Source organism: Desulfopila aestuarii DSM 18488 (genome assembly GCF_900143695.1).
Lineage (GTDB): Bacteria > Desulfobacterota > Desulfobulbia > Desulfobulbales > Desulfocapsaceae > Desulfopila > Desulfopila aestuarii.
Genome location: NZ_FRFE01000003.1, coordinates 307,389 through 325,104, shown reverse-complemented (window position 1 = coordinate 325,104; position 17,716 = coordinate 307,389). Strand labels below are relative to the sequence as shown.

The following is a 17,716-nucleotide window of genomic DNA, read 5'->3' as shown; positions in this document are numbered from 1 at the left end:
TTTTTCTTGCTGCCGGGCTTTCCTTTCGGCACCCGACGGCGCGACATCTTACTGGGCTCAACTCAATCTGTCAAGCTTGTTGTATGTCTTTTTTTCGTCTCTTCGTTTGAGAAGTCACTCGAGTGAATCTGGAGTGTGTTGCTCTCTCGCTGAAGACCGCGCCAAGATACTGGATTGGGTTGGTGGTGTCAACGGCTATTTTCAGAATATGTTCTATTTGTGTTAGGTTGCTAATATTGCGTATATTAAAGTTCAACAGGGTTCAATAGTCCAATAAGTAATCCAGCTTTGCAAACAATGTATACAGGGGGTATTGCCAGTTACCGGGAATACTTTTAGTGGTGGAGTGTCAGTAATAACGTCAATCTTTGATCCAGGACTGGAGAGCATCCACGATACTTTGTGCCTGTTCTTTGCTGGAAATATTAAACTTTGATTTTGGAATATATTCACCCTGACGTTTCTGGTAGCGACGGATAGTGAAGAGATCCTTGCCGTATTCGCTTTTTGCTTTGTCCCAGTTCTGATATCGGAAAATGATTGTCGTCCAGGCACCTTTTGAGAGAATTTCCTTGCCGGTCTCTTTAACGACCAAAACGCCATCTTCTTCGTAGTTAATGGTAATGTCTTCGACTGTTGCACTCATAATATGTTGTGTTCCCTTATGTTGAAGGACCCGATGGCCGGGTCCTGTAAATGGTATATGATCATTGCTGATAATTTCCGACCTATGCAAACACATTCCATCTAAAAGGTAAAGAGAGAATGGGGCGTGCTTGTATTTAGCTTGTAAATATCAGCGGTTATCTGCCATGAAGAACTGGATGGAATTCCCGTTTGCTTCAGCAAAGATATGAGCACCCTCCGGAAATTTTCCATCCAGCAGATCAATGGCCAGTGGGTCTTCAAGGTATCGTTGGATTGATCGTTTTAGCGGACGAGCTCCAAAGGCGGGGTTATATCCTTTCTCGACGAGGAATCGTTTCGCACTCTCCCTGACCTTTAAGCTAATATGTTTTTCTTTAAGCCGTTTGCTCAGTCGTTTGAGCTGGATGTCGACAATTTTGAGCATATTGTCTTTATCAAGACTATGAAAAATGATGGTCTCGTCTACTCTGTTGAGGAACTCCGGCTTGAACTGGTTGTGTAACATTTCATCGATCTGGTGCCGGATGCTCTCCTCACTCATTTTTTCCTCTGTCATTTTCATGATCAGCTGACTACCGATATTGGAGGTCATGATGAGAATAGAGTTCTTGAAATCGACGGTGCGGCCTTTACCGTCGGTCATACGGCCATCATCGAGTACCTGGAGCAGGACGTTGAAAATATCTGGATGCGCTTTCTCGATTTCGTCCAGTAAGATGACGGAGTAGGGACGGCGGCGGACAGCCTCAGTCAGATAACCGCCTTCATCGTAGCCGACATAGCCTGGAGGGGCACCGATCAGACGGGCGACTGAATGTTTTTCCATAAATTCACTCATGTCGATTCGAATCATTGCCTGCTCGCTGTCAAAAAGAAAGTCTGCAAGACTTCTGGCAAGCTCTGTCTTGCCGACGCCGGTTGGTCCCAAAAAGATAAACGAACCCAACGGCCGGTCCGGATCCTGAAGCCCTGCTCTGGCCCTCCGGACTGCGTTGGCAATGGAGTGGATAGCGTCCTGTTGACCGACGACCCGTTTGGCAAGCTGGTCTTCGGCGTGGAGCAGCTTTTCCTTTTCGCCCTCCAGTAGTCTATCACTTGGAATTCCGGTCCATTTCGCAACGACGAGGGCGATATCTTCGGCTCCGACCTCTTCCTTTAACATCATATGATCTGACTGGATGCTCTGTAGTCTACCATTCGCCTCTTCCAGTTCTTTGTTCATCTCAACGATTTTCCCGTAGCGGATCTCGGCAACTTTACTCAGATCGCCCCTTCGCTCGGCCTGCTGCTCTTCGAGATGGAGTGCATCGACTTTTTCCTTTATAGCCCTGATCGACTGAATGGTATCCCGTTCAAGCGTCCACTGGCCGCGCATTGCTTTTAATTTGTCTCCAAGGTCGGCAAGTTTCTTTCGCACCTCATTGAGTCGTTCCAGGGAAGCGCTATCTTTTTCCTTCTTTAACGCTTCCTGTTCGATCTCGAATTTGATGCGCTGTCGTTCCAGTTCGTCAATTTCAGAGGGAAGGGAGTCTATCTCGATACGGAGACGGGAAGCGGCCTCGTCTATCAAATCAATGGCTTTGTCCGGCAGGAATCTGTCGGTGATGTAACGGTTGGAAAGGGTGACCGCTGCCACGGTGGCCGCATCCTGGATGCGAACGCCATGGTGCAATTCATACTTTTCCTTGATTCCGCGCAAGATGGCGATAGTATCCTCAACCGTTGGTTCCTGAACCAGTACCGGCTGGAATCTTCGCTCAAGGGCACTGTCTTTTTCAATATATTTGCGGTATTCATCCAGGGTGGTTGCCCCAACACAGTGGAGTTCGCCGCGAGCCAGCGCCGGCTTTAACATGTTTGAGGCATCCATTGATCCTTCAGCTGCCCCGGCACCTACGAGGGTGTGAATCTCATCGATAAACAGGATGATTTCCCCGGCTTTCTTCTCGACTTCTTTTAGGACCGCTTTCAGCCTGTCCTCGAATTCACCCCGGTATTTTGCGCCTGCCACCAGGGCGCCGAGGTCGAGGGTTATCACTTGCTTGTCTTTTAAGGTGGCAGGAATGTCGCCGTTGACAATCCGTTGAGCCAACCCTTCGACAATGGCAGTCTTGCCTACACCTGGTTCACCGATCAGGACAGGGTTATTTTTGGTGCGGCGTGATAATACCTGGATGATGCGTCGGATTTCATCGTCACGGCCTATAACAGGATCAAGTTTGCCCTGTTTGGCCCGGTCTGTAAGATTCTGGCCATATTTTTCGAGTGCCTGGTATTTCTGTTCGGGATACTGGTCGGTAACCCGATGCTCACCACGTATAGACTGCAGTGCCTCTAAAAAATGCTTTTCGTCGATCCCCCGTTTTTTCAGAGCCTGGGAAATGTCATCCCGGTTATTTCTGATAATGGCTAAAAAGATATGCTCCTGACTGACATAGTCATCTTGCATGGAACTGGCGATTGTAAATGCCGTGTCTAGAATCTTCTGCAGTGCAGCTGAGGCATACACCTGACCGGCACCGCTGCCTGACACTCTCGGAAAAGAGGCGATGGCATTGTTTGCGTCCATCAATACCAGCGATGGATCGATCTCCATCTTTTTCAGGACAGGTACAACTACGCCCTCTGGTTGCTCGAGTATTGCCTTGAGCAGATGTGCTGGCCGGATCTCCTGTTGGGAGTTGTTGTTGGCGTGTTGCTGGGCAGCCTGAATGGCTTCCTGAGATTTCAGGGTGAATTTATCGAATTGCATTTTCTCTCCTTAGTAATGTGGGAAGAAGTCTTCCTCAGAGAAGTGTTACCGTGATGGTAAATTACTTTTTATCGAAAGAGAAAATAAGAATGTGGTGGAGTGGTGTCAAGCTTTTGACATGTTTTGTAACAGTCTATAAAAAAAGGCGAACTCTTTACGAGTCCGCCTTTTTGTACATGCTTGCCTTTTGAGTATCAGGCGAGAAACATGCTATCAGCCGCAGCTACCGGTGCTGCAGGAGCCGGAACTGCAACCGCCTCCACCAATCGGATTGGTGGAAGTAATGCCAAAACCCGATCGGGGCCCGGCGTCAATAAAGTCTACCTTGATGGATCCGCAGGTGGTAAGAAGACTTTTCTCGACCAAAAACTTCAGCGAATCGTTCTCGTATACGTTGTCATTTTCTTTTGGCTCATCCAGAGCCAATCCCAGAGAGGGTCCTGCTCAGCCACCCTGCATGAGGGCTACACGGAGGGCAGAATCAATATTATTCTGCTCCATATACTCCTTGAGTTTTGTTACTGCCAAGTCTGTTACACTAAAATCAGACATGATGCCTCCTCGTCTCAATGCCAATAACACCACATTGAACTTTTTCGGGTTGAACTTCTTTGAAGAGAAGTTGTTTCTGTTCCCAGACAAAATAAGGTGCTCCCTTTGAGAAGTCAATCGAGAATAGCCGATTACTTTGAGGGCACAGGATAATATTTAATAAAATACTGATATTGCTAGGCACAGTCAACGCGCTTTCCCGCTTTTTTCTTGATTCTTGGAAAATGCTGATGGTAATGTTGAAGAATATAATGCAATTACGCTTTATTGTTTTCGAAACATTTGCAAAAATAAATGGTAAAACCGGCGAGCGGATTGATGGTGGTCTTTATCTCGATGCCGTTGTTGCTGTCTGTTAGGCGTACTGTCTGTTCTCCATTACTGCAGGGCAATTCTTTGGGCTTTTCCGGCCTGACAAAGGAAACATTATGAAAAAAATTGTAATTTCAACAGGTGGTGGCGATGCGCCTGGCCTGAATGCCGTAATTTTCGCCGTGGTTCATGCCTGTTATAAACGGGGTTGGGAGGTGTACGGCAGTCGTGATGGGTATGGCGGTTTTCTTGATTTGGACGATATGGTCCGACTGACACCAAAGGACGTTGCCGAAATATATTCGCAGGGTGGCACTATTCTGGGCTCTACCAACAAGGGGAATCCTTTTTCCTTACCTGTTGAAAACCTCGCCGGAGAGATTCAGGTCGTCGATATATCGGATAAGATTATGCGAAACTTCAGTCGAATGGGGTTTCACTGCCATATTGCCATTGGTGGCGACGGCAGTCTTGAGATTGCGCATCGTTTTGCGGAAAAAGGGATGCAGGTGATCGGGGTCCCCAAGACCATCGATAATGACCTGGAGGAAACGGAACGAACCTTTGGCTTTGATACCGCGGTATCAACTGCCACCGAGGCGCTCGACAAGCTGCATTCCACCGCAAAGTCCCATAACCGAGTGATGGTGGTGGAGGTCATGGGGCGGGACTCGGGCTGGATTGCACTCTATTCCGGGATATCCGGCGGAGCCGATGTTATCCTTATTCCTGAGATTCCATTTGATATGGATGAGGTCTGTGCCAAGATCAACGATAATGAGCTGCATGGAAAACATTATTCCATTGTTGTGGTGGCTGAAGGGGCTGTTACTCAGGATGGCGCAGCCTTTAATAAAGGGACAGGAGAGCTCGGTCGGCAGGAGGTGGTGCTGGGTGGTGTCGGCGAGTATGTGGCGAGCGAAATTAGGAAACGCACCGACAAGGACACCCGGTCGCTGGTACTTGGCCATTTGCAACGGGGCGGCTCACCCACGACTTTTGACCGGTTGCTGGCACTCAGGTTCGGAGCCGCAGCGGTGCGTATGGTGGAGGAAGGCATCTTTGATCACATGGTGGCCCTGGTAAACTCGAAGATGGTGCCGGTACCAATTACGAGTGCAATTCGCAACAGGAAAAAAGTGAGTCTTGATTCGGACAAGATGCAGACTGCCGAGGATATCGGTATATGTTTTGGACACTCCTCGGGCAGTTGGCGTTTTTCCTGATAAGAAGGTGAAGAGTACGTGAGCAATTCAATTATTATCAACACTATTTACCAGCGACTCTACAGCTATTATGGTCCGCAAAACTGGTGGCCAGGGGAGACACCGTTTGAAATATTGGTGGGGGCGGTGTTGACCCAGAACACCAATTGGAGCAATGTCGTAAAGGCCATAAACAATCTTAAGGCGCGGCAGATGCTTTCCTTTGATGCTTTGCAAGCAGCTGCCGTCGAGGAGATCGCTGAGTGTATTCGGCCATCCGGTTATTACAATCTGAAGGCGCAGCGACTGGGGAATCTGCTGCAGATGATTGCCCGGGAATATGGCGGCGAGCTCGATGGTCTGCTCAGTGATCAAACATCACGTGCCCGTGATAATCTTCTGTCGGTGAAAGGGATTGGTCCGGAAACTGCTGATGCCATTTTGCTCTATTGCGGAAATCATCCGCTTTTTGTGGTGGATGCCTACACCCACCGGGTTTTTTCCCGCCATAGCCTTGTACCGGAGGAATGTGATTATAACGAGCTTCAGGAACTTTTCATGGATACCCTACATCCGGATCCGCAACTCTATAATGAGTATCATGCGCTGATCGTCAGGGTCGGCAAAGAATACTGTAAAAAGAGCAACCCCCTTTGCGAACAGTGTCCGCTCATGGGGGTTGAGGAGTAGGGAGGGGTTGGGGGGAGCTTGTTATGCTTTCAAATTCAGCAGGCTGCCTGTCATCTCGTCGGCTACCTGGAGGGTTTTGAGATTCGCCTTATAAAGGGTGCTGTTCAGGTTCATTTCCGGAATTTCACGACTGAGTTCAACATTGGAACGTTCAACCTCTTCCTGGCCAGAAGAACCCTCTTGAAAAAATGTTGCGCCCGGGGTGTCCATCTTTTCAACGACAGCTTTTACACCGCCAGGTTCAGTCGACTCGAGGTTGACTCGAGTTCGTTTAAAGCCGTCGGTGTTGGCGTTTGCAATATTGTTGGCGTTTGAATTCACCCTGGTGGAAAAGGCTTGCAGGGCCGAAAGCGCCGAGTTCTGTGGTGGTGATATCATTGTGTATCCATTTGTGGGCGTTTGCTGCATCTGCCGTTCGTTTTATATTTCATGAGCAAGAAGAGTGCCTATTGGCAACTTGAAATGTCAGGTTACTTGTTTCTTTCTCAACTTTTTGGAAATTCATGAAAAAATATTGACGTATTCTTGATGGCATTGCCAGCCCTCTTCCGTCCACTTCAATTCTCAACCGTGAAGACGTGATTCCAATTACAGAATGGTATTTGCAGGTTTCCCAAATACCATTTTCCTGCCTTCCTCCATTACATCCTGAAGGAAGGATTCTATCTCTTCCGGGCTATAATCGACCTTGATCAGTGCCAGGCGATAGCGTTCAAGCGTCTCTTTGGCTTTGATCGGACTGTTGTTATTGATATGTAGAGCATAAAGGATGGTGACCAGCTGCTCTTCAAGGGTGTTCATGCGTAAAACTCTTTCAATCAGAGAGATCGCTTCAGGGCCGCGACCCGTTTCCGCCATATGGGTGGCCCAGGCTGTGGTGAATTCTGTCAGAATGCTCACCAGCTGGTCATTATAGTTCAGCACCTGTTCGCTTTTGAAGGTGTCTTCAGGGAGTGCTCCTTTCCAGAAAGAGAGCGCCTGGTTGAAGGCATTGCCTGCCTGCCACCAGTCACTGTTTTTGGAGAGGACAAGGCCTTGCCGGGCTGATTCGGAAAACTGCAGGGAGTCCATTTGGTAATTGGTGAGGCAAAGAATACCTTTCTGCATAAAGATGTAATCACGAATCTGCAGATTTTCGGTTTTGGATAGCTCCTTACGGAGCCGGGTCAGGAGGGTATCGAAGCTTTTCCTGGCATTTTCAGGCGTGTTGTCCGGCCAGAGTTCGAGCTGTACCCGTTCCTGACTGATACGCTGGCCTTTGGCGGTAATAAGCAGGCCGAGTAACTCTCGCTGGGAAGGGGTGAGATCCTTGGCACGACATACAACCGTATCTCCGAGACTGAGCTGGAAGTTGTCCAGAAGCGAGAAATTGAGAAGTGTTACAGGTTCGCCATCATCAGTGAAATTTTTCCTCAGTCGTCGACGGGCGAGCATCTGGGCAAAACTTTTTTCGATATCGAAACGGACTGCGGTTGCCAGCAACCTGCCCATCATCGTCGGTTCCCATCCCCAGAAATGGGTGTAACCACTGTTCTTCATGAGTGAAAGGGCTGTGTCGAGGTCATCCAGACTACTCTCGGCGCCTTCTGCCAGTAGCTTATAATAGCTGCGCTGCATGAGCGCACAGATCTTGAGAAATGTCGAGGGGATGGATTCGGCTAGGGTTAGCGCATGGTTTAAGGCGTCGTGGGCCTCCTTAAATTTTCCTGAGCGAGCATAAATGCCCCCAGCAAGAGTTGCCTGAACAGCCTCGTAGAACGGTCCACCCACCTGGGCTCGCAATGTTGCGGACTCCGTAATCAAGGATAGTGCCTTGTCTGTGTCGTTTTGGAGGGCGGCCCCATAGGCCAGCCACTGCAGGAGCTGGCTGTGCATATGACTGGTGGAGGCGGTGGAGGTAATTCCAAAACCTTTTTCCAATAGCTCCATGGCCTTTGCTGTCTGGCCCATGGAGAAAAAACAACTGGCCCCCCAGACGTAAAAATAAGGAGCGGCGATAGTTTGATCGACAACTGTTTGATCTATGCTGTCCTGGATGGCCAGTTGATGGCCCCGGAAATTGAGGAAGTCACCTTGCATGGAAAGGTAGCAAAGGTACAAGATGCGAATGGTCAGCTTGTTGGACATTCCAACCAGGGGATCATTCATCAATGAATAGCAGGCCTCAGCCTCACGTAAAAATTTCGGAAGATTGCCACTCAGAAGATCGATATAGCCCTGGATAAACCGGGTAGATGCGAGAAAATTCCTGCTGTTCTGTCGGCCTGCAAGTCCATTGGCTATACTGATGTAATTCTGGGCCTTGTCCATCTCGCTGTTAAAAAAACAGTAACCGGAGGCAAGGTTGCGGGCAGCTACAATTTTGACGGCGTCTGGTAGGGCGGCCTCATTTTTATTGAGCAGCTCGGCAGCCCTTGGTAGCAGCTGGGAGCCGATCCTGTACTGACCGGAGATAACGAAATGAAAATAGATCATCTGCGAGAGGCACAGTAATTCGCCGGTGTCGTCCCCTTTCTCGACAAAGGTCTCTTTTGCCTTTTCATAGAAGGGCAAGGTTACATGGGGCGCATAGTCGTTACGCAAAAAACCGGCATAGAAGGTCAGCCAGCTGTACTGATACAGGGTATCTTTGGGGATGGAATCGAGCAGGGTGAGAATTGTGAGTGTCCTGTTTTTTGCAACAAGCTCCATTCCCCTGGCCTGGAGAATTGTCTCCATGGCCTGATAGTTGCCACCTTTGCGATACGAAGAGAGCGCCTTTTCAACAAGATCCCGCTCGAGGTAGTATTCCGCTTCCTGGGTGAATATGGCGTTTATGTCTTGATCTTCAAGGTATCTCTTTGCTTGAAGTTGAAGAAATTCCTGAAAGAAGTGGTGCAACCTGAACACTGAGTGCCGGTCATTGAGGCTGTAGACAAAAAAGTTTTCCCGTGCAAGATTAGAGAGGATATCGCCGAATTTGTCGATACCTGTAAGGTGCCCGGCCAGATCGATAGGAATTTCCGAGATGAAGGAGAGTTTGAAAAAGGGGAGATGTAGTTCATTCGGAATTTTGTCGAAAATTTCATCCTGGAAATAATCGAGCATATGGCCTTGCCCGGAAAGAGGCTGGGCAGATGCCCCACCTTGCGGCATCTGCCAGAAACGACTACGGCCGGAGATGGGATGGCTAGCCAGGACGATGCCCATAATCCAGCCGTTGGTTATGCGGTGGATGTCGAGAGCATCTTGTGGGGTAATGTTCTTTTCGAGGACATTGGAGAAGAGTTCTTCTATCTCGTGGCGGTTGAGAGCAAGGTCGCTCGTCTGAAGGTAGCTGATTTTGTTGCCGTCGCGAAGCGTCTTGCATTTCATGTCCAGGGGATGACGGGTAGAGAGGACGAAATGTAGCCGGGGCGGAGAGGTATCGAGGAAATGTTCAAGTAGACTGTTTGTCAGCGTGGCCCCGGAAATCAGATGGAGGTCATCGAAAACCACATAGAGATCTTTGGTAAGAAAGGCATCGATGTCGCTTAGCAGAAGGTTGGCGCAGCGTTTCAGATCCAGCGGGCCGATTTCACCTTCACTGAGGATATTTGCCAGTTGTGGTGACTGGAAATCTGGAAATCGTAGGGTGAAATCGGCAAGCAGTGAGGCGAGCATGAGGATCGGGTCGGCATCTTCCGGGCCGACCTGATACCAGATATAGTCGTAGCCATTGTATGCAAGAAACTGGGAGACCAGGGTTGTCTTGCCTTGCCCAGCCTGAGCCTCAACAATGACGGCCTTTTTGGCCTTGATGGTTCGAGGGAGTTTGGTCGTCAGTAACGATGTACGTAAAAGTGATTGCGACTGGTCGATATGCGGAGGGTAGAATTTATTGGACGGCATGGAAAAGGGGCTGCCATTTTCATGTGATTCCAGCATGTTTGTACTCCTCCGGCAATAATTATTCGCTCTGGTCCCTCCCTTGGTGCCAGAGAAACTGACGACAGATACCGCGGATAATCTTTGCCTCTTTTGATGTCAGGCGAAGTCTGCCAAGGAACTGTCGCACATTATTCATCCAATATGTATGACTTTTTTCTTCCAGAAAATCAATACGTAATAAGGTTTCTTCGACATGCTGATACATACCTTCAAGCTCGTGCGAAGTCGCGATATGTGGTCTGGGTTCGTAGGCATGTGGGGCGTACACTATCTGATAATACAGTTCATAGCAGTGAATGGCTATGGCCTGAGCCAGATTGAGTGAAGAAAAATCGGCTGTCGGGATAGACGAAATGTAGCGGCAGTACTTCAGCTCATCGTTCGTGAGTCCGCTATCCTCGGGGCCGAATAGGATCGCCAGCTGGTTGTTTGGCAGATCCGGAATGACTTTCTCGACTACCTCGCGGGGTGTCTTTTCCATGGCCCTTCGTTTGCCCAGTCTGGCGGTGGTGCCGATGATAATGGAAAAGGGAGCGATTGCCTCCTCGAGGGTCTTGTACACTTCCATGTTATCAATGAGGTGCGCAGCTTTGTGGGTGGCCATCTTGGCCATGGGTTCGCGCTCGGGTAATTCATCCCGGATGAGGATCAGTCGCTTGACCCCCATATTGAAGGCGACCCGGGCCGCTGAACCAATATTCTCGGGAAACTTTGGCCGGACCAGAATGATGGCTACCTGGGAAAGAAGTGATCTGTCGTGATGCATGATGTAAAGACCTGAAGCGGGATAAGAGGAAAATGCCGACGAGGGCGGAGAAGAAGGTTGGCCTCAATAGAGAACGGGGACCGGCTCCAGTTGCTGGAATCGGTCCCCGTAGATGTATGTGCTATCGCGAAAAAGAATTAGTTTTTCTTCTGGTTGCTGTCCATGGAGATCTTGCTAATCTTTTCGTACTGCTCTGCCTGCTTGTCGGCAGAGGATGGCATGAGTCGTTTTAAGAGCGGAACAACTCCGCTTTCAGATTTTTCAAAGAGGTTCTCGGCTTCTTTTAACGTCACCTGCCAGGCCGGAGCGAAACCAGGAGCCTTCTCGAACATGATGTCGAGTGCGGTCTGGTAGATATAGTATTGCCTGATTTCCTTGCGTCCGGGCTTCTGGTTCAAGGACTGAACAGTGATACGCAAATTGTCGCGCTCCTGCTTGAGGCGAATCAGTTCTGTTTTTCTCCGCTCGTTGTCGGCAGAATCGATCTCAAGCTTGGTATGTAGATGCGAACGCAGACGGTCTACTTCTTTTGACAGTTCACGTCTTCGCAACAAACCGCGAAAATAGACAATGATGCAGACAAAGATACCGATTGCAAGGCCCTTGGCAAAAGGGTTGGCGATGATGGTCATGAACCAGCTGGTTTCTTCCATATGTAACTCCCTCCTCTAGCGAGTCCGATGTGGATGATTCAATGTTGATAAAAATGAAATTGATAAGTCTCTATAATTGATTACTGATTAGTGAAGTTACTTCCAATAATAGATTCTAAATATCCGTGCAAGTCAAGCTGCAAAAGTAGTGAGTGAAATATTTCCTAACTGACAAAATTCGGTGTTCTGCAATTGAACTTATCGTTTTTGCGATGAAGATGGGCGAAAAATAATTCTGTTCCTATTTTTATCCACTTCGGTAGCGGTCACGGTGAGAATGTCGCCCATTTGAAAGGTCGTTCCACTGGTTTCACCAATGACCCGATGGTGCTTCGGGTCGAAAAGGAAATAATCACCGCCGAGTAGCTCGAGCGGAATGGCTCCGCTGATAAAAAGGTCAAGCAGTTCGACAAAGATGGCAAAGTCTGTCACTCCTGAGATAATGGCGGAATACTCTTCCTCGAGGTGCTTTTCTATGTAAAGCATCTTGAGTCTGTCGTTCATCTCCCGCTCGGCATTAACGGCGGTGCGTTCGCGCCCTGAGAGAAAGGTCCCTTGCTCGGTGAGGTTGCGTCCAGGTTTGACCACTATCACCTTTTTCTTTTCCTCCTGCATAATTCTGCACAACTCCCGATGAACGGTCAGGTCGGGATATCGTCGGATGGGTGAGGTGAAGTGAGTGTAGTTCTCGGCGGCCAGGGCAAAGTGACCAACGTTGTCTGGTGAGTAACGGGCCTGCTGCATGGTCCTTAAAAGGAGATTGTTAACGATATACTCTTTCGGGGTGCCCAGGCAGCTCTCCAGCACCTTGCCAAACCACTCCGGACTCGTTTCAGGCGAAGGGAGTTGCAGGCCAAGTGTCTTTGCAAAAACACTAAACTCTGTGACTTTGAGCAGGTCGGGCAGTTCGTGAATCCTGTAGATGGCACTACGCTTCTTGCGGGTGAAGGTCTCTGCTACCGCTTCGTTGGCAGCCAGCATAAACTCTTCAATGATCTGGTGGGCGAAATTTCGCTCGGCTCGCCGGATTGATTCGATTTTACCGTCCGCATCAAGGCTTATTTCGGGCTCAGGCAGGGAAAAACCGATGGAACCTCGATTTTTCCGCATCCTCAGGAGTGCCGTGGCCAGCTCTTTTGCAGTTTCCAGCATGGGGACGAACTTGGCGAACTCCTTTCTGGTGGCCTCATCTTTATCGACCACAATTTTCCGAACGGTAGTGTAGGTGAAACGGTTGTGGCTCTTAATGACCGAACGACAGAAGCGCATACCCCTTCGATGGCCTGACTGGTCGAAGTCAAGAATAGCTGTCACCGCCAGACGGTCTACTCCGGGGATGAGGCTGCAAAGGTTATTGGAGAGCTTTTCTGGCAGCATCGGGATAACCCGTCCCGGAAAATAGATCGATGTGCCACGCTGGTACGCGTCCTTGTCTATAGCCGATCCAGGCTTGACAAAGTGGGAGACGTCGGCAATTGAGACATGCAGTCGGTAGCCATCGTCGGTCTGGGTAACGCAGATCGCGTCGTCGAAATCTTTGGCAGTTTCTCCATCGATGGTAACGTGAAGAACTTTTCTCAAATTCTCACGATCGGAATCGGAACTGATGGTCTCGTCGATTGCGGCCGCCTGGGCCATGCTTTCTTCGCTGAACTCGTGGGGCAGCCGGAATTTCTCGATGACAAGCCGCATTTGCACGTCGATATTGTCGGGTGAGCCGAGAACTTCGATAATTTTACCACTGATGGTTCTTCCGGCATTTTCGGGTATCCTCACCTGGGTGATGACCACGATGCCGCTTTCAAGCTCCGCATGCTTGGCCGCATCGACCTGGATGACAAACGGATAACGGACATCTTCGGGATAGACGAACGCGCCATGTTTCTCACGCTTGAAAAAACCGGCGACGGTATCGGGGCCCCGTTCGATTATGGCGATGATTGAACCTTCCGGACGAGAGGCGGATGCTGATCCGTGGACACGCACCAGCACCACATCTCCGTGCACCGCACCGGCGAGCTGGGCAGCGGCAACATGGACGTCACGTTGCAGTTCTGGGGCATTGTTCTCTTTTTTCGAGACAATGACAAAGCCGAATCCTTTGGGGTGTTGCTGTAAAGTTCCTGTATAGAGGGGTGCGGTCGGAGACAAGGTAAAGTTCTTTTTGTCGGTTTTGAGGATGGATTTTTCCTGTAACAGATGGTCAAATGCAGCTTTCAGCTCGTGGCTCAGGGTGCGTTTGCCACTTGTCTCTCTGGCGATTTCGGTCATGCTGGCAGGAGCGCCGGTTCTATAGAGGTACCCAATAATTGTATTTTCAAGAACCTGGGAGATGTGGCGTTTCTGCGGGCGTTGTCGGTCGCGGGGTGCATGGTGGCGGGCTTTTTTGGGCTTGAATCTTTTTTGAGCCATAATTTTTTTTTGGTTCCCCCTCCATGGGGAAGTCTGTTAGAGTAAATCGAGGTTGTTTCGGTAATTTCTGCTGTTTTTTTCAAGTGTAGCACGCAGTTGTTGGTATGGAAAGAAATAAGCCGTGCGGACAATGAAAACGTCATGCGGGTATGTCCCTTCGTGCCCGCCTTCAGCAGTTGGCAGGACTGTTGGCATCTGTAACTAATTGATTAATTAATAAGTAATCTGCGAGAAATCGCAGGTTACGGTGTGGAATTGCTGGGTGTTGTGTGGTTTCGACACCCGGTTAAAAGGAGAGTATGCGGCGCATTCCTTTCGATATTGACGGCTATCGTCACCAGATGCGTGAGCTGCTGGGAGACATGCCCGAACAGGTAGTTTTCTGGGATGCGCTGGATTTTGCCATCGAGGCCCACTTCGAACAGTGGCGTAAGTCTGGAGACGCCTACATCCTCCATCCCTGTTCCGTAGCCAAAATTCTGGCCGAGGAAATGGACATTACTCATCCGGAAATCCTGGCCGCTGCGCTATTGCATGATACTGTAGAAGATGTTCCGGAAGTGACAGCAGAGGTTGTGGGAAAACGTTTTGGAAGCTATGTCCAGGCAATCGTCGAAGGGTGCACCAAGGTAACTCACGTCTCCGGCTCAAAACAGCAGGATTCACAGCGTACTCACCGAAAAATCTTCTCCGGTGCTGCGCTCCGGCCCGAGGTTATGCTGGTGAAGCTGGCCGACCGGTTGCACAATCTTCGCACTCTCCAGGCGTTACCGCGCAAAAAACGTCAGCGCATTGCCGATGAGACCATCGACATCTACGCGCCGCTGGCAACAGTTTTCGGGCTGTTCAATCTGAAACGGCAGATGTACAATCTCGCGCTACTCTTTAAATATCCAAAGCAGGGCGCCAAGCTCAACAGCCAGATCCGCCAGCTCAACGAATCGCCAGTGGCGCTTGAAATTGTCGATAATCTCAATCGGGCGATGAAGGCCTACGAACTCGATGCCGGTGTTAACATGCGCACCAAGGAGTTGTGGGCCTATTTTGACGTGACCAACAGGTTGTTGTTAAAACGAATCGAGACCCCCATGGAGATCCTGATCGTGGTCAACGATCGCCACTCCTGTTACCGGGCCTTAGGCGTTGTCAACGAGACCTTCCGGCCTATCCCCCGCACCATTCGTGACTTTATTGCCAATCCCAAGCCCACCGGTTATCAGGGGCTGCATGCCAGAGCGATCATCTCCGGCCAGAAATACCTCTTTAAAATCCGCACCCACGAGATGGCCCGCAAGGCCCAGCGGGGCCTGTTTCGCAACTGGAGTTCCAAGACTGGAAAACAGGGACAGTTTGTTAAAGAGATTCAGGAACTCTTTGATGTACTGAGCTCCGACGAGTCGTTTTCCTACCGCGACGTCATCGCCGCCAGCGGCAAAAAAGAAATTTATACCTACACTCCGCAGGGTGACCTGATCTGTCTGCCATTCAAATCGACGGTATTGGACTTTGCTTTCCGGGTGCACACCGAGATCGGTCGCACCTGCATGGGTGGCATGATTCGCAACACCAGGGTCGCCCCCGACCATATCCTTGAGGACGGGGCGATGGTTCGCATCATCCGGGCCAAGGAACCGGTACGCTTCGAGCAGCATGTGATCAATATCTGCAAAACGCCAAGAGCCAGGGCCGAGTTGACCAGAGGCTTTCGGGAGAGACGCCGGAAGGTGACGCGAGAGGTGGGTGAATCGCTTCTCAGACAGGAGATGCTGAGATATGGTTTTCCGTTCCATGTGATGGAAGGGGAGTCACTTTTAAAGATTCTGGTGCCCTTTAATATCGACAGTGCCGATGAACTGTACGGGCGGATTGGCGAGGGGCGGATCAGGCTCTACGATGTGATGAGTCGAATAAAATCAGACCTCTATAATGGACAATCACCGCTCTTTACCCCTACCGGAGCCTTTAACAAGGTGCAGCTCACGACTCTCGATCCTGTCTGTGTGAAGCTTTCCTCCTGCTGCAAACCCAACCCCACCGCCAAGGACAATTGCGCCCTGCTGACGGAAAAGGGGCTGTCGGTGCATCACAAGAAATGTGATCGATTGCAGTCCATCAAGTTCCGGCGTGAAGATGCGGTGAATATCACCTGGCAACTACGTGACACCAATGTCCGCAAGGTGCAGGATCTGCATATCCTGCGGGCGGCCAGGGCTGAGGTGATGAAGGCGCTGATGGAGGCTCCAGAGGAAATGGAGGTCGTCAATCTGCAGTTGCTGTCAAGTTACTCTACCCTGGAACCTGCGTGGCAGCTGAGCTTCAATGCCCCAACACTGTTTATCCTGCAGAAAGTGTTGCGCCACTTTGACAAGTCGTCTATCCCATACGAGTTTTATCTCGAGTGCTGAGTAGGTGCTGCACGCACTCCCGTCCTCAAGGGGCCTCGTTTCCCCCGGTCTTTGCTTCTTCCGTTTTTTTGGCGTAGTTGCCGAGAACCTTGGCCAGCATGTCCGGCAGGTCGTTGCGCTGACGCGAACTGCGCAACAATTGGTTCAGGGTTTTTTCCAGGGTCAGCTTCTCTCCCATGTAAATGTGGCGGAGGATAAGGGAAATCAGTCGGGTGATGGTGGTCAGGTTCGAAATACGCGACTGCAGATGCTGATCGCGGTCAAACGCTGTTGAGGCAAAGATCTCGACCGGTGCGCCTTCCATCTCACTGATGGAGACGTACCAGCTATTGTTTTCACGGTCGCGGGTCCGGTATCTCCTGGCATCAAGGACATCGGGCAGCTCCTCCGCCTGTTCTTTTGCGCCCTCGCTTAGAAGAGCATCGAGTCTGGTAATCCGCTGTTGTTCAGCTATCAGAGTTCCTGCAAGCTTAGAGCAATCCGCGCAGATGGTGATATTGTGGTATTCTTTCAGCTTCTTTGTTTCCTCGCAAACAGGGCATGGCCTGCTCTCCTGACTGTTGTCACTCATTCTTCCACGTTCCGTCCGGTGATGTTGATTGTATTAGCTGCCCAAGCAGCCGCAGAAATTCTTTGCCGTCTATTTCCCGAGCGCCAAAGCGAAGCAGATGGCCGGTCGTCATCTGGCAGTCGATAAGCTCAACCCCAATTTTTTGCAAGTGGTTCACCAGGGTGACAAATGCAATTTTTGAAGCGTCTGTAATCCGGGTAAACATCGATTCCCCGAAAAAAACCTTACCGAGGCGCAGTCCATATAGCCCGCCTGCCAAGGTGTCTCCCTGCCAGCACTCAACACTGTGGGCGTACCCCAGGCGGTGGAGCTGGATGTAGGCCTGTCGCATCTCGTCGGTAATCCAGGTACCTTCACCGTCCTCCATCCTGCTTTTTCCGCAGTCCGTAATCACCGTCGTGAACTCATGATCAAAACGGATGCTGAAACGCTGTTGCCTGATTGTCCGTGCCAGCCTTTTCGAGACAATAAGCTCATTGGGAAAAAGAACCAGTCGGGGTGAAGTGAACCACCAGAGCAGCGGGTCTCCGGCCGAATACCAGGGAAATATACCACTCCGGTATGCAGCGATGAGCCGTTCAGGGCTGAGATCGCCGCCAACAGCAAGCAGGCCGCTCTCTTCGGCAAGGCTTGGGTGGGGAAAAAGTATCTGTTCCGGCAGTTGAAAAACAGGCATGCGTGAGAGTAACCCCGCTCGGTGGCGCTGTCAACAGGAAGCATCCTGAAGGGAAGGTAATGGGAACATTCTGGTTGGTTACAGAGCTCTGGGTTGTGAAGTCTGGTCCATGGGGCGATCAGAGGAGTCACGGAGGGGTTGTTGTTGAACCATTTCTCTATGGGT

At 50.2% G+C, this 17,716-nt stretch carries 14 protein-coding genes; 4 read left to right on the top strand and 10 right to left on the bottom strand.

Annotation, left to right across the window (positions count from 1 at the left end; genetic code table 11):
• Positions 1-361: 361 nt before the first annotated feature.
• The 3 genes from BUF15_RS05040 to BUF15_RS28290 form a co-directional block, all read right to left on the bottom strand.
• On the bottom strand, positions 362-646 hold the full coding sequence (locus BUF15_RS05040; protein WP_073612349.1) for a hypothetical protein: 285 nt from the start codon (positions 644-646) through the stop codon (positions 362-364).
• A 150-nt stretch (positions 647-796) separates the two neighbouring features.
• Positions 797-3,400 (bottom strand): ATP-dependent chaperone ClpB, encoded by a 2,604-nt coding sequence (gene clpB / locus BUF15_RS05035; RefSeq protein WP_073612348.1) that lies wholly within the window; start codon positions 3,398-3,400, stop codon positions 797-799.
• Positions 3,401-3,613: 213 nt separating this feature from the next.
• Positions 3,614-3,952, bottom strand: a complete 339-nt coding sequence (locus BUF15_RS28290; RefSeq protein WP_407642595.1) for an IscA/HesB family protein — start codon at positions 3,950-3,952, stop codon at positions 3,614-3,616.
• A gap of 236 nt (positions 3,953-4,188) precedes the next feature.
• On the opposite strand from BUF15_RS28290, the gene BUF15_RS28020 reads away from it, so the two are divergent.
• The 3 genes from BUF15_RS28020 to BUF15_RS05020 all read left to right on the top strand — a co-directional run bounded on the left by BUF15_RS28020 (position 4,189) and on the right by BUF15_RS05020 (position 6,159).
• Complete coding sequence (locus BUF15_RS28020) at positions 4,189-4,311, top strand: hypothetical protein (RefSeq protein WP_268753157.1); 123 nt, start codon at positions 4,189-4,191, stop codon at positions 4,309-4,311.
• A 69-nt stretch (positions 4,312-4,380) separates the two neighbouring features.
• Positions 4,381-5,490 (top strand): 6-phosphofructokinase, encoded by a 1,110-nt coding sequence (locus BUF15_RS05025; RefSeq protein WP_073612347.1) that lies wholly within the window; start codon positions 4,381-4,383, stop codon positions 5,488-5,490.
• Positions 5,491-5,508: 18 nt separating this feature from the next.
• Positions 5,509-6,159, top strand: coding sequence for an endonuclease III domain-containing protein (locus tag BUF15_RS05020; protein ID WP_073612346.1), 651 nt, complete (start codon positions 5,509-5,511; stop codon positions 6,157-6,159).
• A gap of 21 nt (positions 6,160-6,180) precedes the next feature.
• On the opposite strand, the gene BUF15_RS05015 is transcribed toward BUF15_RS05020, so the two are convergent.
• The 5 genes from BUF15_RS05015 to rnr all read right to left on the bottom strand — a co-directional run bounded on the left by BUF15_RS05015 (position 6,181) and on the right by rnr (position 13,899).
• Entirely contained in the window at positions 6,181-6,537 is a 357-nt protein-coding gene (locus BUF15_RS05015; protein WP_073612345.1) for a flagellar basal body rod C-terminal domain-containing protein, read from the bottom strand.
• A gap of 210 nt (positions 6,538-6,747) precedes the next feature.
• Entirely contained in the window at positions 6,748-10,065 is a 3,318-nt protein-coding gene (locus BUF15_RS05010; protein WP_073612344.1) for an AfsR/SARP family transcriptional regulator, read from the bottom strand.
• Positions 10,066-10,087: 22 nt separating this feature from the next.
• Complete coding sequence (locus BUF15_RS05005; RefSeq protein ID WP_073612343.1) at positions 10,088-10,834, bottom strand: RNA methyltransferase; 747 nt, start codon at positions 10,832-10,834, stop codon at positions 10,088-10,090.
• Positions 10,835-10,971: 137 nt separating this feature from the next.
• A complete protein-coding gene (locus BUF15_RS05000) occupies positions 10,972-11,487 on the bottom strand; it encodes a hypothetical protein (protein WP_073612342.1) in 516 nt (171 codons plus the stop codon).
• 198 nt (positions 11,488-11,685) lie between these two features.
• Positions 11,686-13,899 (bottom strand): ribonuclease R, encoded by a 2,214-nt coding sequence (rnr, locus tag BUF15_RS04995; protein WP_073612341.1) that lies wholly within the window; start codon positions 13,897-13,899, stop codon positions 11,686-11,688.
• A gap of 299 nt (positions 13,900-14,198) precedes the next feature.
• Here rnr and BUF15_RS04990 point away from each other — a divergent pair, with 299 nt between their 5' ends.
• A complete protein-coding gene (locus tag BUF15_RS04990) occupies positions 14,199-16,304 on the top strand; it encodes an HD domain-containing protein (RefSeq protein WP_073612340.1) in 2,106 nt (701 codons plus the stop codon).
• 25 nt (positions 16,305-16,329) lie between these two features.
• Here the strand turns inward: BUF15_RS04990 and BUF15_RS04985 are convergent, their stop codons facing one another.
• A complete protein-coding gene (locus tag BUF15_RS04985) occupies positions 16,330-16,875 on the bottom strand; it encodes a TSCPD domain-containing protein (protein ID WP_073612339.1) in 546 nt (181 codons plus the stop codon).
• The gene (aat, locus tag BUF15_RS04980) at positions 16,868-17,551 is read right to left on the bottom strand and encodes a leucyl/phenylalanyl-tRNA--protein transferase (RefSeq protein ID WP_073612338.1); all 684 of its coding nucleotides are present in this window, start codon (positions 17,549-17,551) and stop codon (positions 16,868-16,870) included. Before aat ends, BUF15_RS04985 begins: the two co-directional genes overlap by 8 nt.
• Between the last annotated feature and the right edge of the window lie 165 nt (positions 17,552-17,716).

Excerpts from the sequence above, each read along its gene's own strand:
- BUF15_RS05040 (WP_073612349.1), bottom strand. The coding sequence starts at position 646 with ATGAGTGCAACAGTCGAAGACATTACCATTAACTACGAAGAAGATGGC.
- clpB (WP_073612348.1), bottom strand. The coding sequence starts at position 3,400 with ATGCAATTCGATAAATTCACCCTGAAATCTCAGGAAGCCATTCAGGCT.
- BUF15_RS28020 (WP_268753157.1), top strand. The coding sequence starts at position 4,189 with ATGTTGAAGAATATAATGCAATTACGCTTTATTGTTTTCGAAACATTT.
- BUF15_RS05025 (WP_073612347.1), top strand. The coding sequence starts at position 4,381 with ATGAAAAAAATTGTAATTTCAACAGGTGGTGGCGATGCGCCTGGCCTG.
- BUF15_RS05015 (WP_073612345.1), bottom strand. The coding sequence starts at position 6,537 with ATGATATCACCACCACAGAACTCGGCGCTTTCGGCCCTGCAAGCCTTT.
- BUF15_RS05010 (WP_073612344.1), bottom strand. The coding sequence starts at position 10,065 with ATGCTGGAATCACATGAAAATGGCAGCCCCTTTTCCATGCCGTCCAAT.
- BUF15_RS05005 (WP_073612343.1), bottom strand. The coding sequence starts at position 10,834 with ATGCATCACGACAGATCACTTCTTTCCCAGGTAGCCATCATTCTGGTC.
- BUF15_RS05000 (WP_073612342.1), bottom strand. The coding sequence starts at position 11,487 with ATGGAAGAAACCAGCTGGTTCATGACCATCATCGCCAACCCTTTTGCC.
- rnr (WP_073612341.1), bottom strand. The coding sequence starts at position 13,899 with ATGGCTCAAAAAAGATTCAAGCCCAAAAAAGCCCGCCACCATGCACCC.
- BUF15_RS04990 (WP_073612340.1), top strand. The coding sequence starts at position 14,199 with ATGCGGCGCATTCCTTTCGATATTGACGGCTATCGTCACCAGATGCGT.
- BUF15_RS04985 (WP_073612339.1), bottom strand. The coding sequence starts at position 16,875 with ATGAGTGACAACAGTCAGGAGAGCAGGCCATGCCCTGTTTGCGAGGAA.
- aat (WP_073612338.1), bottom strand. The coding sequence starts at position 17,551 with ATGCCTGTTTTTCAACTGCCGGAACAGATACTTTTTCCCCACCCAAGC.